Origin of the sequence: Thalassobacillus hwangdonensis, assembly GCF_042675915.1 — a bacterium.
Lineage (GTDB): Bacteria > Bacillota > Bacilli > Bacillales > Halobacillaceae > Thalassobacillus_A > Thalassobacillus_A hwangdonensis.
The window spans coordinates 192,621-214,307 of the sequence record NZ_JBHTKL010000002.1 but is presented as its reverse complement, the minus strand read 5'-3'; the positions used below and the strand labels follow the sequence as shown (position 1 = coordinate 214,307).

At 45.3% G+C, this 21,687-nt stretch carries 22 protein-coding genes and 12 tRNA genes; 2 read left to right on the top strand and 32 right to left on the bottom strand.

The window, feature by feature from the left end; all coding sequences use genetic code 11:
* Nucleotides 1-166: 166 nt before the first annotated feature.
* The 13 genes from ACFQ2J_RS09090 to ACFQ2J_RS09030 form a co-directional block, all read right to left on the bottom strand.
* Nucleotides 167-243 (bottom strand) — tRNA-Ile (locus ACFQ2J_RS09090).
* Nucleotides 244-254: 11 nt separating this feature from the next.
* A tRNA-Gly gene (locus ACFQ2J_RS09085) sits at nt 255-328 on the bottom strand.
* 51 nt (nt 329-379) lie between these two features.
* Nucleotides 380-456, bottom strand: a tRNA-Pro gene (locus ACFQ2J_RS09080).
* 5 nt (nt 457-461) lie between these two features.
* Nucleotides 462-538 (bottom strand) — tRNA-Arg (locus tag ACFQ2J_RS09075).
* Nucleotides 539-607: 69 nt separating this feature from the next.
* Nucleotides 608-695: transfer RNA gene (locus tag ACFQ2J_RS09070), tRNA-Leu, on the bottom strand.
* Nucleotides 696-749: 54 nt separating this feature from the next.
* Nucleotides 750-834, bottom strand: a tRNA-Leu gene (locus tag ACFQ2J_RS09065).
* Between the two features lie 10 nt (nt 835-844).
* Nucleotides 845-920, bottom strand: a tRNA-Lys gene (locus ACFQ2J_RS09060).
* A 111-nt stretch (nt 921-1,031) separates the two neighbouring features.
* Nucleotides 1,032-1,106, bottom strand: a tRNA-Gln gene (locus tag ACFQ2J_RS09055).
* Between the two features lie 15 nt (nt 1,107-1,121).
* A tRNA-Asp gene (locus ACFQ2J_RS09050) sits at nt 1,122-1,198 on the bottom strand.
* Between the two features lie 15 nt (nt 1,199-1,213).
* Nucleotides 1,214-1,285 (bottom strand) — tRNA-Glu (locus ACFQ2J_RS09045).
* A 16-nt stretch (nt 1,286-1,301) separates the two neighbouring features.
* Nucleotides 1,302-1,392: transfer RNA gene (locus ACFQ2J_RS09040), tRNA-Ser, on the bottom strand.
* A gap of 2 nt (nt 1,393-1,394) precedes the next feature.
* Nucleotides 1,395-1,469, bottom strand: a tRNA-Asn gene (locus ACFQ2J_RS09035).
* Between the two features lie 361 nt (nt 1,470-1,830).
* Nucleotides 1,831-2,283, bottom strand: a complete 453-nt coding sequence (locus ACFQ2J_RS09030; protein WP_386059023.1) for a SprT family protein — start codon at nt 2,281-2,283, stop codon at nt 1,831-1,833.
* Nucleotides 2,284-2,354: 71 nt separating this feature from the next.
* On the opposite strand from ACFQ2J_RS09030, the gene cmpA reads away from it, so the two are divergent.
* Nucleotides 2,355-2,462, top strand: a complete 108-nt coding sequence (cmpA, locus tag ACFQ2J_RS09025; RefSeq protein WP_386059020.1) for a cortex morphogenetic protein CmpA — start codon at nt 2,355-2,357, stop codon at nt 2,460-2,462.
* 121 nt (nt 2,463-2,583) lie between these two features.
* On the opposite strand, the gene ACFQ2J_RS09020 is transcribed toward cmpA, so the two are convergent.
* From ACFQ2J_RS09020 to acpS, 15 genes are all read right to left on the bottom strand, one after another.
* Nucleotides 2,584-4,749 carry a Tex family protein gene (locus ACFQ2J_RS09020; protein WP_386059017.1) on the bottom strand — a complete coding sequence of 722 codons (2,166 nt, stop codon included), beginning with the start codon at nt 4,747-4,749 and terminating at the stop codon, nt 2,584-2,586.
* 144 nt (nt 4,750-4,893) lie between these two features.
* Entirely contained in the window at nt 4,894-5,493 is a 600-nt protein-coding gene (locus ACFQ2J_RS09015; protein ID WP_386059014.1) for a SpoIIE family protein phosphatase, read from the bottom strand.
* A complete protein-coding gene (gene sigB / locus ACFQ2J_RS09010) occupies nt 5,490-6,284 on the bottom strand; it encodes an RNA polymerase sigma factor SigB (protein ID WP_386059011.1) in 795 nt (264 codons plus the stop codon). Before sigB ends, ACFQ2J_RS09015 begins: the two co-directional genes overlap by 4 nt.
* The gene (gene rsbW / locus ACFQ2J_RS09005; protein ID WP_386059009.1) at nt 6,256-6,732 is read right to left on the bottom strand and encodes an anti-sigma B factor RsbW; all 477 of its coding nucleotides are present in this window, start codon (nt 6,730-6,732) and stop codon (nt 6,256-6,258) included. The genes sigB and rsbW overlap by 29 nt, the downstream gene beginning before the upstream one ends.
* 2 nt (nt 6,733-6,734) lie before the next feature.
* Nucleotides 6,735-7,064: an STAS domain-containing protein gene (locus tag ACFQ2J_RS09000; protein ID WP_386059006.1), complete on the bottom strand. Its 330-nt coding sequence runs from the start codon at nt 7,062-7,064 to the stop codon at nt 6,735-6,737.
* 72 nt (nt 7,065-7,136) lie between these two features.
* The gene (locus tag ACFQ2J_RS08995; RefSeq protein ID WP_386059003.1) at nt 7,137-8,147 is read right to left on the bottom strand and encodes a PP2C family protein-serine/threonine phosphatase; all 1,011 of its coding nucleotides are present in this window, start codon (nt 8,145-8,147) and stop codon (nt 7,137-7,139) included.
* Nucleotides 8,148-8,163: 16 nt separating this feature from the next.
* On the bottom strand, nt 8,164-8,565 hold the full coding sequence (locus ACFQ2J_RS08990) for an anti-sigma regulatory factor (protein WP_386059000.1): 402 nt from the start codon (nt 8,563-8,565) through the stop codon (nt 8,164-8,166).
* Between the two features lie 2 nt (nt 8,566-8,567).
* The gene (locus tag ACFQ2J_RS08985; RefSeq protein WP_386058997.1) at nt 8,568-8,924 is read right to left on the bottom strand and encodes an STAS domain-containing protein; all 357 of its coding nucleotides are present in this window, start codon (nt 8,922-8,924) and stop codon (nt 8,568-8,570) included.
* Nucleotides 8,925-8,929: 5 nt separating this feature from the next.
* On the bottom strand, nt 8,930-9,799 hold the full coding sequence (locus tag ACFQ2J_RS08980) for an RsbT co-antagonist protein RsbRA (RefSeq protein WP_386058994.1): 870 nt from the start codon (nt 9,797-9,799) through the stop codon (nt 8,930-8,932).
* A gap of 237 nt (nt 9,800-10,036) precedes the next feature.
* A complete protein-coding gene (locus ACFQ2J_RS08975) occupies nt 10,037-10,387 on the bottom strand; it encodes a type II toxin-antitoxin system PemK/MazF family toxin (RefSeq protein WP_386058991.1) in 351 nt (116 codons plus the stop codon).
* Nucleotides 10,388-10,391: 4 nt separating this feature from the next.
* Entirely contained in the window at nt 10,392-10,676 is a 285-nt protein-coding gene (locus ACFQ2J_RS08970) for a CopG family ribbon-helix-helix protein (RefSeq protein WP_386058989.1), read from the bottom strand.
* Nucleotides 10,677-10,812: 136 nt separating this feature from the next.
* Nucleotides 10,813-11,988: an alanine racemase gene (gene alr / locus ACFQ2J_RS08965; RefSeq protein ID WP_386059055.1), complete on the bottom strand. Its 1,176-nt coding sequence runs from the start codon at nt 11,986-11,988 to the stop codon at nt 10,813-10,815.
* A gap of 485 nt (nt 11,989-12,473) precedes the next feature.
* Nucleotides 12,474-13,493 (bottom strand): LolA family protein, encoded by a 1,020-nt coding sequence (locus ACFQ2J_RS08960; protein ID WP_386058986.1) that lies wholly within the window; start codon nt 13,491-13,493, stop codon nt 12,474-12,476.
* 53 nt (nt 13,494-13,546) lie between these two features.
* A complete protein-coding gene (locus ACFQ2J_RS08955) occupies nt 13,547-15,064 on the bottom strand; it encodes an NAD(P)H-hydrate dehydratase (protein WP_386058983.1) in 1,518 nt (505 codons plus the stop codon).
* Between the two features lie 60 nt (nt 15,065-15,124).
* Entirely contained in the window at nt 15,125-15,484 is a 360-nt protein-coding gene (gene acpS, locus ACFQ2J_RS08950; RefSeq protein WP_386058980.1) for a holo-ACP synthase, read from the bottom strand.
* A 127-nt stretch (nt 15,485-15,611) separates the two neighbouring features.
* Here acpS and ACFQ2J_RS08945 point away from each other — a divergent pair, with 127 nt between their 5' ends.
* Nucleotides 15,612-16,373 carry a rhomboid family intramembrane serine protease gene (locus ACFQ2J_RS08945; RefSeq protein ID WP_386058977.1) on the top strand — a complete coding sequence of 254 codons (762 nt, stop codon included), beginning with the start codon at nt 15,612-15,614 and terminating at the stop codon, nt 16,371-16,373.
* Between the two features lie 45 nt (nt 16,374-16,418).
* On the opposite strand, the gene ACFQ2J_RS08940 is transcribed toward ACFQ2J_RS08945, so the two are convergent.
* From ACFQ2J_RS08940 to ACFQ2J_RS08925, 4 genes are all read right to left on the bottom strand, one after another.
* Nucleotides 16,419-18,590 carry a hypothetical protein gene (locus ACFQ2J_RS08940; RefSeq protein ID WP_386058974.1) on the bottom strand — a complete coding sequence of 724 codons (2,172 nt, stop codon included), beginning with the start codon at nt 18,588-18,590 and terminating at the stop codon, nt 16,419-16,421.
* Complete coding sequence (locus ACFQ2J_RS08935; RefSeq protein WP_386058971.1) at nt 18,580-18,903, bottom strand: hypothetical protein; 324 nt, start codon at nt 18,901-18,903, stop codon at nt 18,580-18,582. The genes ACFQ2J_RS08940 and ACFQ2J_RS08935 overlap by 11 nt, the downstream gene beginning before the upstream one ends.
* Complete coding sequence (locus ACFQ2J_RS08930) at nt 18,896-19,438, bottom strand: RNA polymerase sigma factor (protein WP_386058968.1); 543 nt, start codon at nt 19,436-19,438, stop codon at nt 18,896-18,898. Before ACFQ2J_RS08930 ends, ACFQ2J_RS08935 begins: the two co-directional genes overlap by 8 nt.
* Before the next feature lie 572 nt (nt 19,439-20,010).
* Nucleotides 20,011-21,480: a DEAD/DEAH box helicase gene (locus tag ACFQ2J_RS08925; protein ID WP_386058964.1), complete on the bottom strand. Its 1,470-nt coding sequence runs from the start codon at nt 21,478-21,480 to the stop codon at nt 20,011-20,013.
* Nucleotides 21,481-21,687: the final 207 nt, after the last annotated feature.

Here is a 21,687-nt window from a genome sequence, read left to right as displayed (position 1 = left end):
CGCCAGCGTTCGTCCTGAGCCAGGATCAAACTCTCCATAAAAGTTGAGTTGATTAGCTCATAAAAATGCACTCGAAAGTGCTTTGTTTTCGTTTCCTCATATAATGAAGAAACGTAATTGACGTACTGGTTGGTTCGTTCAGTTTTCAAAGATCAATTTTGAATCATGGTGGGCCTGAGTGGACTTGAACCACCGACCTCACGCTTATCAGGCGTGCGCTCTGACCAACTGAGCTACAGGCCCCGATGATTTAATGGAGCGGGTGAAGGGAATCGAACCCTCATCATCAGCTTGGAAGGCTGAGGTTTTACCACTAAACTACACCCGCATGTTAAGTTTTAAATAACCACATTATATGTAAGTAGTTATGTAATTTCGATGGTCGGGAAGACAGGATTCGAACCTGCGACCCCTTGGTCCCAAACCAAGTGCTCTACCAAGCTGAGCTACTTCCCGTAGAATGGCGCGCCCGAGAGGAGTCGAACCCCTAACCTTCTGATCCGTAGTCAGACGCTCTATCCAATTGAGCTACGGGCGCTTGATTGAAGCGACATATTCTAATTTAACACAGTCAGTTTATTGAGTCAATGTTTTTTTGAACTTTTTTTGGTGCGGCCGAGAGGACTTGAACCTCCACGGGATTAACTCCCACTAGGCCCTCAACCTAGCGCGTCTGCCGATTCCGCCACGACCGCATCATGCTGTAAAAAGCAAAAATAAAATGCCGTGATGTTCACAGCAATAATTAATGGTGCGGGTGGAGGGAGTCGAACCCCCACGCCGTAAGGCACTAGATCCTAAGTCTAGCGTGTCTGCCAGTTCCACCACACCCGCATATCCAAAATGGTGAGCCATGGAGGATTCGAACCTCCGACCCTCTGATTAAAAGTCAGATGCTCTACCAACTGAGCTAATGGCTCTTGTTAAAAAGGTGTTTGTTAATAAGGCTATGATCGTTATGTTTTTTAAAGCAACAAGAACCATTCTATATGGGATTACCTTGGTTGTCAACATCTTTTTTTGAAAGATGATGGCTGGGCCACCAGGATTCGAACCTGGGCATGACGAGACCAAAACCCGTTGCCTTACCGCTTGGCTATGGCCCAACGTTTTAATGAAAGTGGCGGTCCGGACGGGACTCGAACCCGCGACCTCCTGCGTGACAGGCAGGCATTCTAACCAACTGAACTACCGGACCTATGTAATTGAGAAATGACCCGTACGGGATTCGAACCCGTGTTACCGCCGTGAAAGGGCGGTGTCTTAACCGCTTGACCAACGGGCCACGTTGGAATTTGAAATGGCGGAGAAGGAGGGATTTGAACCCTCGCGCCGCTTGCGCGACCTACACCCTTAGCAGGGGCGCCTCTTCAGCCACTTGAGTACTTCTCCACTGGCTCCACCGGCAAGATTCGAACTTGCGACCGATCGGTTAACAGCCGATTGCTCTACCACTGAGCTACGGTGGAATAATGTTATTAAGGATATCATTGAGCTACAACCTAAGTTTATGCTCGTCGTACAACACCTTTGTTATACTCTCCGGCATCATGTGTACTGTTGTACTCCTCGCAAAGCCTACATTGAAGTGAATTCAAGGTGTTTACGGCTTCGCTACGGTGGAATAATGTTGTTCAGTATATCATCAATCTTTAGCATCCTGTTTATATGGCTTGAAATAGCAAAGCTTGTTTAACAGCGACGATAAATATATTATAACATCTTACGTAGCTTGTCAAACCTTTTTTTCGGAGAAAAGCGTTTGATTTGCTGCGCTTTTTTCAAGGCTTATTTAATTTAACATGCGCTTAATCTTTCGTCAATAATTATTTAAACCTTTTTCAACTTTCCTCTGCACTTCCCGCAGCGATAGCGCTTCGTATCGATTCTCTTCACTCGATGAAACAGCTGACCACAGGCTGTACACTGGTAGACTTGCTTCCTTCTAGCTCGCTGAGATGGTAAAGGAGAACAGAACCTCGGTGAACCTGTCCGTTCCATCAGTTCCCTGAAATCTTTATCTCTGTGATTGAATCCTTTCCCTTCAATGTGCAAATGATAATGGCATAACTCATGTTTGATGATCCCGATGAATTCTTCTTTGCCGAGTTCCTTCAAATACTTTGGATTAAGTTCGATCACACGTTCCGATGGAATATACCTCCCTCCAGTCGTTCTTAGACGACCGTTGAAACGTACTTCATCCATAAAGGCTTTATCAAAGTAAGTCATCGAAAGCTCGTTCGTCAATGTTTGCAATTCTTCGTTCGTCATTTGTTCCATATCACTCACACTCCTTTCGTTTTCTGCATAAGCTATCCCAGCAGCTTTTATTACCAAGGAGGGGTTTTCTTATGCCGGGTTGGTTAAAAAAGCAAATGAGCAACGCTTTTTATCACAAAGATAAGTATCAGATCAAAATGTTGAACCAGTGTTGGTTCTTTTATAAAAAGGAATATTAGCTTGTCGTCCAGTACTTATCACCAAAGCCTCAGTGTTTCTTATACAATAGAAGTAAACTCTCATAAAGTATAAATAAAAGATACCAGAAGCAAAAGAGCACTGGTATCTTTTTTGTTCGTTTTATTTGTTCACCATTGTAAGTGCGATCCGTTGTTTGTTCACATCAACCTGTTCGACCCATACCGTCACGACGTCTCCAACGGATACTACGTCCATCGGATGCTTCACATAACGGTTGGCCAGTTTGGAAATATGGACAAGCCCATCCTGTTTTACTCCGATATCGACAAATGCACCGAAGTCGACAACATTCCTGACCGTTCCTTCCAGTTCCATTCCTTCTTTAAGATCTTCCATTGATAGTACATTCTTTTTCAATAATGGTTTAGGTAGATCATCACGCGGGTCCCGCCCAGGCTGGCTAAGGGATTTGATGATATCCTGCAGTGTCGGTACTCCGATAGCAAGCTTTTCGGCAGTGGCTGTTTCGTCAAGCTCTTTCAGCTTGTCCGCCAAAGGAGATGTACCTAAATCGGAAACACTCATTCCAACCATATCAAGAATCGTTCTTGCTGCTTTGTAGCTTTCGGGGTGGATCGGTGTACGGTCGAAGGCCTCTTCCCCGTCCACGACGCGCAGAAATCCGATACTCTGTTCATACGTTTTCGCTCCAAGGCGTGGAATGTCTTTCAACTGCTTCCGAGTCGTGAATTTACCAACTTCATCGCGCTTCTTGATAATGTTGTTGGCAACCGTCTTACTTAAACCGGATACATATTGAAGTAACGAACCGGAGGCTGTGTTTACGTTCACTCCCACCTGGTTCACGGCCGTTTCTACAACGAAGCTTAATGATTCGTTCAAGCGCTTTTGGCTGACGTCATGCTGATACTGTCCCACTCCGATTGATTTCGGGTCGATTTTTACAAGTTCCGCTAATGGATCCTGTACACGTCTTGCAATGGAAACGGCACTGCGTTCTTCCACTTGCAAGTCAGGGAATTCTTCTCTGGCAAGCTTGGATGCTGAATACACACTCGCCCCAGCCTCATTGACGATCATATAAGGGACATCAACACTATGCTTCTGGATCAGTTCGGCAATGAATTGCTCCGTTTCTCTGGAAGCTGTGCCATTACCGATAGCGATCAATTCGATCGGATACTTCTTCATATAGTCCAGAACCTGCTTTTCAGCTCCTGCTACATCTTTTCTAGGTGCTGTCGGATACATCACTGAAATCGCATGTACTTTTCCCGTTTCATCAATGACTGCCAACTTGCACCCTGTCCGGAATGCAGGGTCTACACCAAGAACCGTTTTTCCTTTCAACGGTGGCTGCAGCAACAGGCTCCTCAGATTTTTCGAGAATACCTCAATCGCTTGTTCTTCCGCCTTTTCAGAAAGTGCATTACGGATTTCGCGTTCTACAGATGGCTGGATCAAACGCTTATAGCTGTCTTCAATCGCAGTCTGTAGTAGTTGGCGCACGTCTTCCTGCGCGTGGCGCTTGATCACTTTTCTGCTCAGGTGGCTTACGATTGTTTCTTCAGGTGGCTGGACCGAAACTTTCAGTACGTCCTCTTTTTCACCCCGGTTCAGCGCAAGTACCCGGTGGGATGCAACAGCGCGAACAGGCTCCTGATATTCGTAGTACATTTCAAAGACACCTTTTTCATCATTTTCTTCCTTCTTGACGGCGGATTGGATGCTGCCAGCCGTGAAGGTTTTATTACGGATGAATTCACGGAAGTCAGGGTCATCTGAAATCCATTCGGCAATGATGTCATTTACACCACTAAGTACATCCTCCACTGATTGAAGTTCATGCTCATCCGAAAGATATTTCGATGCTTCTTCCTCCAGCTGGATTCTATCTTGCTTCCAGACCTTTTCAGCCAGTGGCTCCAGTCCTTTTTCTTTAGCGATCGTAGCTCGAGTGCGTCGCTTCTGTTTATATGGACGGTAAAGGTCTTCCACTTTTTGCAGTTGTGTCGCTTTCGTTATTTCATTTCTCAATTCATCTGTCAGTTTTCCCTGTTCATCGATCAATCGGATGACTTCTTCTTTACGTTGGCTCAGATTTTGCGCATAGTTCCATTTGTCCTCGATGGATTTAATCTGCACTTCATCAAGTCCACCTGTCATCTCTTTACGGTATCTGGCTATGAACGGAACAGTATTTCCTTCTTCAAGCATGGTGATGACTTTTTCAATTGCTTTATGTGAAACTTGAGTTTCTTTGGAAACCCATAGCAGGATTTCTTGGTTAAAGTTTTCTGACAATGTAGTACCTCCTTGAACTTTCAACTATTCTCCATTCTATCAAAACGCGCTTCTTTCCGCATATAGGTACAAGCAACGAAGATGGGAAGGGACGGTATCCGGACAATTAAAAAAGACCTTATCCATTGAAAGATAAGATCTTTTCTAATCGTATTTAATTGCAATCAACGTGGTGTCGTCTTGTCGTAATTTCGCATTATCATTCTTGAATTGATCGATGATTCTGGATGGATCACCATTTTTGAATAATCCCGAGGACAGTTGGCGGTCGTCCACCCCATCTGAAAACATAATGAACATCATGTTAGGAGTCAGTGTCCCTCGCATGATACCAAGCTTCCTCGGAAATCCGGAAAGGTAGCCTGCCTGTGGAATATTCCTCTTCTTCACACCGTCACCAGTAATCATCATGATCCCTATGTTGCCGATCGAAGAATAAGAATACGTATTGGATTTGAATTCAATACGAAGAATCCCCAATACTACGCCACGCTTTCCAGCTAACGATTCATTACATTTATTGATCAGTGGCTCGATCTCCAGCTCCGGATTGTCTTCGATCGTCTTTATGACTGCCTTCGACGAATCCATCGCAAGTTCACCACTGCCAAGTCCATCTGCAAGCGCACAAACGAACGCATCCTCGGTTTCTTTGTAAAAGTAACTATCCCCGCAATAATAGTTACCTTTCTTCGCCTTTTGAAAACTTTGTACATTCAATCGTTTAGAAGGTTGTTCGCTCAATAGAAAGCCTCCGTCGATTCTGCTTGCAGGGCTTCACGCAGTTTTCTCAACGCTCGTCGCTGTAACCTGGATACGTGCATCTGGGAAATTCCCAACCGCTCACCTGTATCTTTCTGACTCATATTTTCAAAATATGTGCATTGCAGAATTTCCTGTTCCCGTTCGGAAAGAATCGGCAGCACCTTCTTAAGGAGCATCTGCTGATCGATTTGGTCGTAACCGTCTTCCTGACTGCCGACGAGATCCAGAATCGTAACTGTACTACCATCAGAATCTGCTTCGATTTTCCGGTCCACGGATAGGGCTTTGTAGCTTTTACCCATTTCCATCGTTTCCAGTACATCCTCTTCGGAAACTTCCAGGTAATTTGCGATTTCCGCTACGGAAGGAGACTTCTGCAGCATCGTCGTCAGCTCTTCTGCCGCCTTTTTGATTTTGGGTCCAAGTTCTTTGATTCTTCTAGGAACATGGACACTCCACGTCTTATCACGGATGAAACGCTTGATTTCACCGATGATCGTGGGTATGGCAAATGACTCGAAAGACTTTCCGAAAGTTGCATCGTAACGTCGTATCGCTGCCAGCAGACCAAGCATCCCTACCTGAACGAGGTCCTCATGAATCGTGCTGTTTTTTGAGTACTTTCTCGCAATGGATTCAACCAGATCCTTGTAGACGAGAACGATTTTTTCCTGAATCACTTCATCCCTAGGATTCTCCTGAAGATAAGCGATCCACTCATATACTTCATCATCACGCTTATTATTGTGTGGTTGAGATTTGGTCGTCATCAAGACCCACCTCATTTTCATGCAGGTATTTTGTCATTAGGACAATAACTCCATACTTGCTGTTGATCTCCACCTTATCCATCAAGGCATCAATCAGGAACAGTCCGAAACCTCCCTCGCGCAGGTCTTCAATCGAATCATCTTGCTTATACGGCCCGATATCTTCTTTCACCTGGGCCAGATCGAAGCTTCCTCCGTGGTCGGCTACCATGATTTCCAATCGATTTTCATATACACCGAATCCAATGGTGATCTCACCATCGTCGTCTTCTTTATATGCATGCTTCACTGCATTGGTAATGGCTTCGGAAATGGCTACTTTCAAATCTTCAATATCCTCATATGAAAAGCCCATTCGGTTGGCAATTCCGGATATGCTCAGTCTTACGACGCCTACGTATTCAGCCTTAGCGGGCACCTTGACTTCAACAAAATCAAATGGTTCCATAATTACATTCCACCTCGCACCGTAGAGTCGATGTTGATGATTTCCGTCAGACCGGTGATCTTGAACAGTCGGTAAACACGTTCCTGCATGTGCACCAGCTTCAGCTCTGTGTCATTTTCTTTCGTTGACTTAAGGGCACTGATAAACACACCAAGACCTGTACTATCCATATAATTCACTTCCTGAAGGTCAACTTCTATCGTTTTGCCATCTTCTTTCGTAAGTGGCAGTAATGTCTCTTTTAACTTAGGAGCAGTAAACGCATCGATTTCACCAGCAAGTGATACGATCGAAACGCGCTCTTTATTCGTCACATCAATCGTCAGATTCATACCTTTTCCCCCTCATCCATGTTTTCGTAAAGTATATAGGTACACGAAGGAATTACCCTTATTGTTAACCAGTCAAACATTTCTCCTCAGAATAATCAGTGTAAAATCATCCCTCAATTGGAAGTCCTGCAGTTTTTCAAAATGTTTATATACCTGCTCTACGATCTGCTGCGCTTCAAGGTGTGCATATTTTTTGATTATATCAAGGACTTCTTCTCTTTCGATGAACCTGTCCCCTTGTCTGCACTCTGTAACACCATCTGTCAGCAGGATGACCATATCCCCTTCATCGATCTTCTTTTCATATTGCTTATACTCTGTTTCAGGAGCAACGCCCAACACAAGTCCTGAAGCATCGATTTCATGATAGGTATTTTCAGAATGGTCATAGTAGAATCCAGGCTCATGGCCTGCAGAAGAATAATAAAACATATGTTCTTCTTTATTGTACAGACCGTAGAACATCGTTACGAACATACTCGGATCAACATTACGCTCGACAACACGGTTAAGGTTTTCCAGCACTGTAGATGGCACCATCTGGCGCTCCGGAAAACTATCCATCGAATATTTGATCATGGACATGCACAATGCTGCTGGGACACCTTTACCGATGACATCGGCAATTGCGATCCCCAATGAACCTTCATTATCATGAACAAAATGATGGTAATCCCCGTTCATCTGCTTTGCAGGCACACTCAGCGCACCAATTTCCAGACCTTCCGTGACCGGCTTATAGGTTTTCAACAGTGTCTTCTGCATATTCGCCGCTACGGAGAGCTCAGATTTAAGCTCCAGTTGCCTTTCTCTCAGCGCTCGATGCTCCTGATAGGCTAGACCGTAGGAAACCATCGTCTCCAGCAGGAAATCCATCGCAGATTGAATATCATCCGGTAAATCCGGGAATAGGTCCTGCATGGACTGGATATGGGTGTTGATGATTTCTTCCGGAGAGATGTTATGCTGCATCGAATGTTTACTGAATTGTTCTGCCTGATATAACGCCTGCTCATCTTTGGTCCGTATATATTCTTTCAGTAAATCTTTATAATCTTGCAAGTCTAACTTAAGCGTACTCACCGTCCATTACCCCCTTTTAACGGAGCCACTTCACCACTCTAATCTCTGTACCTTTTCCAGGCTCTGAAATGATATCGAATTCATCCATCAGTCGTTTAACCCCCGGCAATCCGGCACCAAGTCCACCCGATGTGGTGTACCCGTCCTCCATTGCCATACTGATCTCTTCAATGCCAGGTCCGGAATCGATTGCGGCGATGCTCAAACCTCTGCGGTTCAAATCATCAATGGCTTCGAAGCATACTTTCCCGTTACCGGCGTACAAGTATATGTTCCTTGCCAGCTCGGATATCGCGGTAGCTATTCTGGCCTGATCGACTGTACCAAAGCCGATTTTCTTGGCTATATCACGACCAAGCTGCCGAGCACCGACAATATCCCACTCCTTCTTTATATTTACACAGGATTGGAAGTCCATACTCACTCCTCCAGTTCCTGACGAAGTTTTATCAACCCTTGTTCGAGATCTAACGCAGTAGGAACATCCTGCATATGAATACCAAGATCGATCAACGTCATCGCTACTGCAGGCTGGATGCCAGTCATGACGACCTTCGCGCCCATAAGGTCAGACATGGTCACGACGTCCCCAAGCACTTTTGCGATGAATGAATCGATAATATCTACAGACGTCAGATCGATCACGACTCCAGTCGCACCGCTCTCATGGATTTTGCTCAATAGGTCTTCCTGGAACTGGATCGCCGTCTGGTCATCCAAATCGATCTGGATGGAAATCAACAAATAATTATGCAGCTTCAAAATAGGTATTCTCATCGCACTCACTCCCTATCCAGAGAATCAAGCAGATTCTCTATCGTGTCTTCATCGTTACCTGTATCGACAATTCTGCGGTTGGTAAGCTCCAAGGCTGACTGGAATCCTTTGCGAAGCGAACTTTTTGTAGGGAATTTCGTAAGATCGATTCCCAGATTGACGATCGTCTGGGCAATTTCCGGGCGGATTCCTACAAGAATACATGTCGATCCAATCAACCTGACCGCTTCAGCGGCCTGGATGATATGGTGTGCCACCATCGTATCCACTACCGGAACACCAGTAATATCAATCAGCACGACTTCTGCATTATGTTTGATTACGCCATCAAGCAGATTTTCCATGATCAATTTTGCACGCTCTGTATCGATGGTCCCGATCAACGGCATGATCGTCACATTCTCCATCACCGGAATCAGTGGAGCAGATAGTTCCTGCAATGCGACCCGCTGTAATGAAACAATATGTTCCCAGCTGCCTGAGTACTCGTTGACCAACCGGTTTATGATAGGGTCGACCCAATTATCTACCGCCCTCAATACAACAGATAGATAGTCGGAATCGACAGTTTCAGATCTGCTAAGTATAAAATCGATGGTCACTCTGCGGAAAGATTGAATCCCCTCTGTCAAATAGCTCAACGGCCAACCAAGGTTGATCAGACGTTCAGAGAAATCCTCCAGTTCTGTTGTAAGACCGCGTTTCTCAATGCTTGTGAAAATTACATTTACGAACTCACGATTCGTACTGTCGAATAATTCATCAGAAATGGTTGAGATGTAATCCTGGTTCTTATTTTTCTGCACTTCCTCCAGCCACATGTTGACGATATCATTACTATTTTCCATTACAATGTTCTTAATCTTCGTATCCATTTCGCCCCTCCGTCTTCCACTCTTGATAATTTATAGTTGTAATTATTCTTCCATGTTTAAGAAAGATAATCAATAAATAAAGAGTTCCACGCTATTATTCTAATATAATTTTAACAGACATTTTAGAATTAATATACCACCTGGCATTTTTTGAAAATCAAATACTGATACCTTTACCCTTGTTCCAATTACACTAAACCTAAAAAATACAAAAAAACTGCCCATTCGAGCAGTTTTTTAAAAATCGACCAACCCAAGACTAATTTGCAGGCCTTCGTTGACCCGCTTCATCATAGGTTCATCTAGTTTTGTAATTTTGTCAGTCAATCTTTGTTTGTCGATTGTTCTGATTTGTTCTAACAGAATGACAGAATCCCTTTCGAAACCATATTTCTCTGCGTTGATTTCTACGTGTGTCGGCAGTTTCGCTTTTTGTATCTGTGCAGTGATGGCAGCTACGATTACTGTTGGACTGAATCGATTTCCGATATCGTTTTGAAGGATAAGTACAGGGCGGACGCCGCCTTGTTCAGACCCCACGACCGGGGAAAGATCAGCGAAATAGACGTCCCCTCTTTTGACTATCAAATCTTCACACCCCGCTCACTAAGCGCTCAAGGGTGTTCTCTGCCTCCTCTTCAGCTTGAAAAGCTTCCGAAGCAATGTTGAGATTGATTTTAGCCATTTCCATATATCCACTGCGCATGGATTCTCTTATGTGGCGCTTTTTCTTTTCACGCAAGTACATTTTCGTTGCTTGATACATGAAATCGCTCCGATCACCGTTTTCGAGTTGAATGAGATGGTCGACCTCATTCAAAAGGTTTTTGGGAAGTTTGATGACTAATTCTTCATGCAAGCTTTCGGACAAAACCATACACCTCCACCATCCACACTCTCTCACTAACCAGTCTTTATATCCATTTTTATACTACCATTGAAAAGCCTCAATTGCAAAGGGGTTCTCAAGTTTTTTCACGGATATATGTTTATTTATCCCGTCAAAAGGGAACTTACATCATTTTCCTGCTATTTGTGGAGAGTGAATTCTCAATGTCTACAATGTGCTGGTTGCTCTTATACACTCTAGGGACCCGCTCACTTATCATGCAGGGAATTTCATAATTGATCGTATCAAGATAAGCCGCTACTTCATCAGCTGTTATCTCTTCATCTCCCTGCCTGCCGATCAATGTGACCTGCTCCCCCACATCATATTCCTTATCAAGCTCAATCATGAATTGATCCATACAGATCCTTCCGACAATCGGTCTCCGCTTACCATCGACTAGTACATCGATCCCCTGGAGGCGCCTGATCCAACCATCTGCGTAACCCAATGGAACCGTGGCAATCCAGGTATCCTCTGTAGCGCAGTAGGTTGCACCATAACTGACGCATTCCCCTTCCTTCAGCTTCTTCACATGGACGATGCGGCTGTGAAGCGAAAAAGCAGGTTGGAGTTCTATCTGCCTTTCACCTTTTACAACAGGAGAAGGATATAATCCATACATACTTATGCCGAAGCGTACGAAATCCTCTTCATTCCCCGGGTAGCGAAGGCTTGCTGCACTATTGCTCGTGTGGACGTTTACCTGATCTTGCCATAGAGCTTTAAACTCTGTGAGCATCTCACCCAAACGTTTCTGCTGTTCCTGATAATAGGCAGCATCTGAATCATCCGCTGTTGCAAAGTGCGTGAATATCCCTTCCAATATCAAACGTTCATCCTCTTGCACCTCTTTGAGAAGGACCTGCATTTCTTCAACAGAACGGATTCCGAGCCTGCCCATCCCTGTATCCCACTTCATATGAAGCTTCAACGGATTGGCGAGATCGAGGTTTTTCACTTCCTTGATCCAATCTTCCTGGAAAAACGTAAGGGAAATGTCCATCTCTGCAGCAATGCTTGCGTCCTGCGGCCGGACCCAGCCCATGACGAGGATCGGACAAGTAAACCCGCACTCTCTTAATCTGATGGCTTCATCCAGCAGGGAAACTGCCAGGGCTGCAGCTCCTGCATCCAATGCAGCTTTTGCAACTTGTGTATCCCCATGTCCATAGGCATCGGCTTTAACGACTGCGTAGATTTTTTTATCTTTACCAATATGTTGTTTTAATTGATTAATATTATACTCGATTGCATCCAGGCGGACTTCCACCCAGGAATCGCGATAGAACGTCTGCATTGCCAAACCATGAATCTCCTCTCTCAAACTCCTTTCATTTATTATTGATGGACCGACCACACCTGTCAAATACCAAGCGACAAGTTAAGCTGGATTCCATTCCCGTATGAAAAGTTCGGTCCAAGGTAGCTGCTCGCTTCAAATATAGTTTTGCTTTCGCTTTTGTTTTGGACTACTAACTTAATCATTTGTTGATGATGTCCCATTATCCTCCTTAACAGCAGGGGAAGGGTAACGGCGAGATCCTCGAAAATGCATTCGCATTTTCATCGTGCGGTGCATACTCAAGGAGCTGATTCAATGTCCTGGGGGAGACAAGTACATGGTGAGACCCCGGAGGACGGTACGTCCGAGGAGGCTCAGCGTACACCCCCGGAAAGTGAGTCGTTTCCCTGGACCGTTCTTACCTGTACAGCAATGGGACTCCACATGTTACTATGGTCAAAAAATAAAAGCAGACCCTCTGAGCCTGCTATCTACGGAATTTATTTAATCGCAGTTCCAGAGACAGAGTTGGCAACAGCGATCATCTCTTCTTTAGTTAAGTCGTCACTTGCAAGGTAGAATTTCATCCCCTGGTGATTCCACTCAAGGGTGTTGTTGTTCATGTTCCCGACCGTGAATTCGAGTTGGACAGGGTCACCCATGACCGGGACTGCCGTGGTTGCATTTGTCGTTTGAACTTCGGCTTTTTCTTCAACCAGCGTGAAGTTCTTTTCGCCTTCAAACGTTAAAATGACCCGCTTCCCGTCTTCCAGGTCTACTTCCTGCTCTTCTACAAGTTCCGCTCCCATGTTTTCGTTAGGATAAAGCACCATGAATGGCTGCTCTTCGCCCTCCATGTTCATGACAGGTACTTCTGTCTGTGCGGAAGCCATGTTTTTCTGCACATCGAAATCTTCATCCTTGAATGATGGATCTTGAGAGAAGCCGCCGAATTGCACCTGGACAAGCGCCTGCATGTCCTGATCGTAGACTTTCACGAGAACCGGCTGGTAGGATTTCTTATCAAAATAGATATCCTGATACGGTAAAGATTTGTTATTTTGATAGTTCGTTTTCGTAGTGAACTTATAATAGTCGTCCATCACTTCGAATGTAGAGTCGGAATCCTTGGTGATATCCTGGACCAGAGATTCATACAGGTACGGCTGGCTGCTGTTGTCCGGCCATTCACTCTGGAATTTGAAGCTCTTATTCAATGCAGGCGTCAGGACATAGACACCTTCTTTGTTTCTTAAGATGATCTGGCTTCCCTGCTCATCCTGATCATGCTTCAATTTCACACGATAGTAATCTTTTTTCTTATGCCATACTTCTATATGATATTTCTGTTCCTCTTTTCCAGTATTCATCGTCATGCTGGCATCTGTCTTATATCCGCTCATTTTTTCTACCTGCTCTTCCAGCTTTTGAACAACATCCTCCTTGGATTGTTCTCCGCAAGCAGTGAGCAGGATGAAGATCAGTGAGGCGAATACGATCATTGCACTACGTTTCTTCAATGAATTCAACTCCTTTGTCTCGTTTCGAGGACAAAGGGAACGTACTCACCATATCAACCAGAAAATGTACGTAAGGTTTGGGAGAGTCCTTCAACTACATCCGTCGCAAGCAGGTCCACCTGTGAGTGGCTGTCTTCCGTCAATCGCTCTGCCGTCTTCCCGTGCAGGAAGCACCCATTGCATAATGCATCTGCAACCGATGACGTCTGCATGATCATCGCAAGCAGGATACCGGACAGCACATCGCCACTGCCGCCTTTTGCAAGTCCTGCATTCCCCGACGTTTCCACATACTGTGTCCCTTCAGGGGTGGTGATGATTGTCGCAGGCCCTTTCAGCACGACGTACACACCGCGTTCGGAAGCTAGTCGCTGTGACCACTCGAATGGTCTGGCAAGCAATTCAGGTACCTTGATTCCGAGAAGGTGCGCCATTTCGCCTGGGTGTGGTGTGAGAATGACCGGAGCATTCCTGACGCTTACTTCATCAAGCAATTGCTTTGCATGATATAAGCCGTCCGCATCAATCAACACGGGGCATGTACTCTTTTCGAGGACATTACGCAGCATCGCTTCTGCCCCTTCCTTTCTCCCCATTCCCATACCGATCGCAATGGCATCATATCCTTCTATTCCAGAATCGATGACACCAACCATACTCCCGGCTTCTTCCTCTACTCGGGTGTACGTAGCCTCAGGGATATGGGCAGCCACAGAGGGCCATGCGCTTTCAACGGTAGCGACCGTTGCCAAACCAGCTCCAGAGCGAAGACCAGCTCGCGCCGCCATGGCAATCGAGCCTGGCATGGAAAAACTGCCACCTACGAACAACGCTTTGCCATGAACACCTTTATGCGCATAGGCATTTCTTCGCGGAAAGGTTGCAGCGACATCACGCTTTTCCCACAGCTTTCTTTTCGCCTTCTTGAGCTTGGCAGTCGGCAGTCCAATTTCTACTACTTCCCATTCACCAAAATAGGGAGCCGTTTTCTCGATGAACATACTGATTTTAGGAGCAGCGATAGTAAAGGTATGGTCCACCTTCAATCCGCTGAAGTCGGTCACTCCTTCATCTGCAGGTACGCCGGATGGAATATCGACAGCGATTTTCAAGCATTTGCTTTGGTTCAAATACTCGACAACCTGGTCGATCGGGGACCTGAGCCTGCCCTCAACACCGATGCCAAGCATCGAATCGATGACGACATCCGAATGATCGATAGACTGGAACAAGTCCAACAATTTCTCCAGATGCTCCAGTTGGTAATTGGAAGCCAGGAACATGTGCTTATGCGCCAGGGCATCCCCTTTGATCTTCTCATCCGGAACAACTTGGACAGCCCGGACCGTGTACCCCTTATTCAGCAAGGTCCTTGCAATGACGAATCCATCCCCACCATTATTCCCCGCTCCGATCAGGACGAGAATCCTCTGCCGCTTATCTACCAGCTTCTCTACGTTCTGCGCCACTGCCCGTCCAGCATTCTCCATCAGTATTTTCCCATCGATGCCGGCTTCTTCCATTGCCTGACGATCCCAAACGTACATTTCTTTCGCGGTGACAATATTCAAAATCGTTCCCTCCTACCCGCATTAAACTATATGAGACAACCTGTTGAATTATGCAGCACTCTATTTTTCTTCTAAAATAACCTGTGCAATTGCATGATCTTTTCCATGTGTAATCGACACCCATATTCGGGTATCCTCATACCCTTCAGCAAAAAGAATCGGAGCTCCCTGATCATTCTTAAGAACATTGATATGCCGGAAGCTGAGTTTGCCAATACCGGTTCCTGCCGCTTTCGAAAAAGCTTCTTTAGCAGCAAATCTTCCTGCTACAAACTCCACTCTTCTCGCTTCCTGATGGAGGTCGGCAAGAATTCCCCTCTCCTCCTCAGTCAATATTCGTTGAAGAAACCGCTCGTTTCGCTTTATACTTTTATTGATTCGATCCAATTCAACGATATCCAAACCGATCCCTTTAATCATGATAATCTTCCTTTTACCTTCATATTACATTCAGTATAACCGATACAATGGTAATGAAAAGAAAAACGAATAAACCAACCAAAATAAGCCTAGATTGTTACTAGGATGATAGAAAAGGGGATGTACTATGTTTCTCCGTACCGAAAGCTTCAAAGATTTCCTTAGATTCTACCCGGTCGTATCGATATTGATTACCATTCATTTGGTTCTATGGCTGCTGATCGATGTTTTACAGTTGCCTTTTGCCCAGGACCTGCTGCGGGCAGGCATCGGTCTGAACGCAGCCGTAGGCTTAGGCGAGTACTGGCGGTTGATCACTCCGGTTTTCCTGCATGGTGGATTGGGGCACGTCGTTTTCAACTCGTTTTCATTAATTCTTTTCGGCCCGGCATTGGAACAGATGCTCGGGAAAGGGAAGTTCATACTCACGTACCTGTTCGCGGGGTTCATCGGAAATTTAGCCACGTATATTTTCAACCCGGACTCGATCATTCCACACTTAGGTGCTTCAGGAGCGATCTTCGGATTGTTCGGCGTCTATCTGTACATGGTGATGAATAAAAAGCATTTGATCGATCAGGCGAACTCACAAATCGTAATGACGATTCTAGTTATCGGCCTTGTCATGACCTTCATCCGTTCGAATATCAATATCCTAGGTCATATCGGTGGGCTTGCCGGAGGATTCATCATTGCACCACTCGTATTGAAAAATGTGACTGGCTTTTCAACATGGCGGAACAGAAGAAGCAGGAATGACGATGAAATCTCATTCAACCCGAACCGTTGGAAGAAACGGAGATTCCCGACAAAGAAAATTGCCACCTATGTACTTTGGGGAGGTCTTGCCATCCTGGTAATTTTCGCCGTCATCGGAAGATTCCTCTGATAGAACAGGAAAACGCATGGACCATAAGTGATCCATGCGTTTTTCTTAAACTCTTTGCAACTGCTTGAAAAAGAAATGCACAGTATTTTCCGCTTCTTTCTCAAGCCACTGATTAAAGCTTGATTCATCTCCTGAAAGATACAACTCAAGCCCTTCTTCAAATTGTTCTTTCGCTACTGGATCATCTTCCAATTTTTTCTCAAGTCTTTCCAATATCCCTTTCCAATCCGACTCATCATCAATGTAAGGGTATTTGGAAGCAAGTTCAATCGCTTGTTCGAAATCTCCAGTCATGCTGATGGTCAACGTTGCCCAAACCGGCATGAACCGGTGCTCTCCTCTTTCTACGACTACTTCTTCAAAAAGTGATGCAGCCTGCTGTTCTTCACCACTTTTCATCAACGCAATTGCATGCATTCCAGAAGTATAGCTGTTCATGTTTTCTACTTGTTTGTATTTCTCTGCATATTCAAAGTAAGATTCCCAATCCCCTTCTTCAGAAGCGTGCATCATTAGCCGGAATAAGGCATGGGCATCGTTTGTCTTCTCAGCAAGATCTTTGAAGTACTCCATTTCGAGGTCTTTCTGTTCATCCTCCGTCAACTGTTCCATTTCACGAGTAAGCTTTGTCAGCATCCGAAGGGCATGGATATTTTCCGGATTTTCTTTATATGCGTTCTGATATGCTTCAATCGCTTGTTCGGTTTGATCATCGAGCAGCAGCTGATCCGCTTTCGATAAATCATGCTCCTTGTATTGGAAGTAAGGAATTTCCCCGACATAATCCTCACTTAACCGGTATCCGTTACTTGAGGTGATCAAGTTTCCACTCGCATCATATGCGTTTACGTACCAGAAGAAATCCGCTTCCGCGTTCGAAAAACCAAGCACACTTTCAGGTACGAGCTTCATGCCTCCGTCTCCGTTACCGGAATGACTGATTCCATTCGCATGACCGAGGATCTCATCCTTCTTAAGGGTGACGGTGGTTCCTTGAATATCAGGTCTTGCCAGCGAGGAGATATGATAGTTATCTGTATCAATCCCCAAGTTCAATTCATAGGAAGCAGCCCCTTCCACAGGTTCCCATTCGAAGGTCACATTTCCCTTCAGCTCCTCGAAATCTGAAGGCGCATAGGTTTTCATCAATGGCTGCATATTCACTTCGGTATATTCATCTTCCTCTACAGTGAACACATCTCCGTTTTCCACAGGCCAGGTGTACCCATTGATCTGAGAGAACTGCATGCCGAGCATCATTTCATAATTCCCTTTCGGCACACCACCAATGGTAAAGCGTCCTTCTTCATCCGTGGTAGCGAAGAACGGTTCACTTTCCTCCATCACGCTATGGTTCGAAAACTCCGGAGGTCGCAAATAGACGGTTACATGCTTTAACGGCTCTCCGTTATCCTTCATTATTTTGCCGGATACTGTGTGAAGCGATGCCTGTTCTTCCTCCCATGCTTCCAATTGTTCTTGCGTAGTCGTTAAATAATTGTAGGTAGAAAATACATTCTCCGAATTCGCCTTTGGACTCCATTCTTCAATCAGGCCAAGCGCTTCTTCATAACGCTTTTCTGCAAGCAGCATCCGGACCTCAAGTCTTACTGATTCCAATGCTAGATAGGAATCTGGAACTTTCCTTATCCCTTGCTTGTATTCATTCAGAGCTTCTAACGATGCTTCAGGACTTTCTGCAGATAACAATTCAGCTTTGAATAATTGAAGGCTCCAATACTCGTTGCCTTTCATCGTAAGTTGATCAGCATACCGATCTACTTCTTTCACCGCTTTTTCAAGCTTACCTTGGTTTCTGTAATGGATGGCGATCCATTTCACTGCAGTTTCATAGGTAGCATTTCGATTCTTTTCAAGATAACCTCTTACATGCGGCAGCATTTGTTCAAAAGGCACCTTTTCAATCCCATCTGTCACTGCGCTTTGGTGAGTCATGCTGGGCCCTATATATAAGTCATAGGTGTTATAGTCCACTGAGCGGATGGAAAGCTGATCCATAATGAGGTCATTCCGTTTTTTGTCTGACAACATGCTCGACTCCAACTTCTTCAAAATTCCCTCCGCTGAGGAGACTTCCTTCTGTCGATCTCCCGCTTCGCTGTAAGTTGGAAGAATATATTGAGAAATGAGCAGCGAGGCGAACAGCACTCCAAGTGCCGTATAGACGAGATGCTTCACCTTCATGCTAATCTTCATGCTTTTTCACCTCTTCGAACTGGTCCTTCCAATAGACACTGCCGCCTTTCTGAATGATTTCTGTCTGCTGGATCGATCTTGTATCCTGAATGCCGTCTCCGTTTTGCAATACCGGATAAAAAGAAAGCATTGCAAACAGGACAACACTGGCGGTCGTCATCGGGAGGACGGGCAGTTGAATCTCCTTGTTCCACAACTCGACGAACCGCTCTTTCCACGTTCTCGGCTGCTGGATATGGCGAAGCACTTCCTGCTGTGATTGGAATTTGATCTGTTCCAGGTCTTTATCAAGCTTGGATTTCATGTCATTCATCACCCAGTCCTCCCTTCTCCAGAATCTCTTTCAGATGGTTTCTCCCACGTCTCAGGCGTGTTTTGATCGTAGGTTGTTTCATGCCAGTAATGGCTTCGATTTCTTCAATGGAATATTCATCGTAATGAAAAAGAACGATGACTTCCCTGTATGTATCTTTCAATTGCAGTACTGCTTTTGCCAACTGCTGGTTCTGACTGATTCTGACAATGTAGGATTCGGGTTGTTCTTCCCGCTCGTCTTCAAGGTGATGGTCATGATCGCTTATCGAGAAGAGCTTGAACCTTTTCTTTCTTAAATGGGAACGGCATAGGTTATAGGTGATGGTGGTAAGCCAACTTTTCAATTTTTCCGGCTCTTTCAACTGATGGATGTTTCGGAAGGCTTTGATGAAGCTGTCCTGCACGATTTCTTCTGCCAGCTGTTCGTCCTTCACCATCAGGTAGCTGCTCCTTTTCAAGTAGGAGCCGTACTGATCCATCACTTCTTTCATTGTCCGCTCGTCTTGCTGTTCCAGTTTCGCTAATACATCCAATTCCGCTCTCTCCCCATCAGCCGTTCTACCTTAACAGATGCAGTTTACCACAGTCAGGTTTCACTTTACTGAAAATTTCTCGTGAAATTGTTTATGAAGCATTGATTTCGAGATGATTGGCGAGTATTAGAGGCGTTGGGGAAGATTCGCTTTCCTACCGGGGAACTGGCAAGCCTTCCGGGGTCTCGCCTAGCTCCTTCTCCCGTGGGAGTCTCACCCTTCCCCAACACCCCTAGCTACAACTTCTTCGCGAAATCGCTACATGAATATTTACACAAACAGTTAAAATTTCACAATAATGACCAGACGATATCAAATGTGGCAACCCCTCACTTAGAAAGTTAGGTTCGAGAGCTTTTTATCGTATGGTGACTGGGAAACGGGGAGACTCCGGCAGGAATGGCATGGTTGGCAAGACCCCACAGAGCTGTTGGCTCGAGGAGGCTTGCCACCATCCCTGCAGGAAAGCGACTCGTTTCCCAGCCACGTTATTCACATACTTCAGTCTCGAAACTAAGGTTTCCTGACATCAAAAAAACGCCAGCCGGATTGGCTGACGTTTTTATTTAAAATTAGCTTTGGCTTTGGTTGTTGCGGCTGCGCTTCTGGTTGAACTTACGGTTACGTGAGTTCTTGTTGCGGTTGTATCCGCCTCCGCCGCCACGCTTCTTGTCGTTACGGTTGAACTTTTTCTTTTTCTTATCATCCCATGCTTTTTTGACGCTGATCGGCTGTACACCTGATAGACGGACAGGAACTTCACGACGTTCCTTTGTCATCATCTTCAATGCAGCAGCTACCAACTCGATGGAATCATGCTGTTGCAGCAATTCATTCGCTGCCTGGTGGTATGCTTTCAAGTCTTTGCTTTCCATCGTTTTCAACATCTTGTCGACAGCAACCTGCTGCTGACCACGCTGCGCTTCATCCATGGATGGAACAGCTAGACGCTCTACCTTTTTCTTCGTCAGCTTCTCGATCAAGGCCAATTGTGCTTTTTCACGAGGTGTGACGAATGAGACTGCCTCACCAGTACGACCAGCACGACCTGTACGGCCGATACGGTGCACGTAGCTTTCCGGATCCTGTGGAATATCGAAGTTATAGACGTGGGATACATCAGAAATATCCAATCCACGTGCTGCTACGTCTGTAGCTACAAGGATTTCAACGCGACCCTGCTTGAACTTCTTAAGCACGGACATACGCTTCCCTTGCGTCAAGTCACCGTGGATTCCTTCCGCACGGAAACCGCGCGCCTGCAATCCGTCAGTCAACTCATCGACACGCTTCTTCGTACGACCGAAAATGATCGCAAGTGCTGGTGCATGGATATCCAATAGTCGCGTCAACGTATCGAATTTCTGCTTCTCCTGCACTTCTACGAAGAACTGTTCAATGTTCTCCACTGTCATTTCTTTTGCTTTTACTTTTACTTCCTCTGGCTTTTTCATCAGCGTCGTCGCGATTTCGCGGATTGCTTTCGGCATTGTCGCAGAGAAAAGCAATGTCTGGCGCTGCTCAGGGATTGCTTTCAGGATATCTTTGATATCATCGATGAATCCCATGTTCAACATTTCATCTGCTTCATCCAGCACAGCTGTGTGGACGGTCTGCAATTTGATTGTTTTACGGCGAATGTGATCCAATAGGCGTCCAGGTGTTGCAACCACAATCTGATTATTGTCTTTCAATGCACGAATCTGACGTTCCATATGCTGTCCACCGTAGACAGGCAATGCACGTACCCCTTTGAATTTACCAAGACGATTGATTTCTTCCGCAACCTGGATCGCAAGTTCACGAGTCGGTGCGATGATCAACCCTTGAATATCTTTACGGTCCTGATCGATACGCTCAATCATCGGGATACCGAATGCTGCTGTTTTACCAGTACCTGTCTGTGCCTGACCGATGACGTCCCGGCCCTGCATCGCCAGTGGAATCGTTTGAGCCTGGATTGGTGTCGTCTCCTCAAACCCCATCTGGTCCAAAGCTTTGATTACTGGTTTTGTTAATCCTAAAGAATAAAATGTAGTCACGTTCTTTTCATACTCCTTTTAGTGTGTAATCTGTATATCTATAGTAAGACACGTTAAAAAAGCCTTCCTCCACTACAGAAGAGGCTGCCGCTCCACTTTTCCAATAGATTCATCCATCATAACACAAGCGCATACCTAATTCTACATATTTTTAAGATGCTTTTCAAACGGATGAATGATAAAATGATAAAAACTGAATCTTCAAGG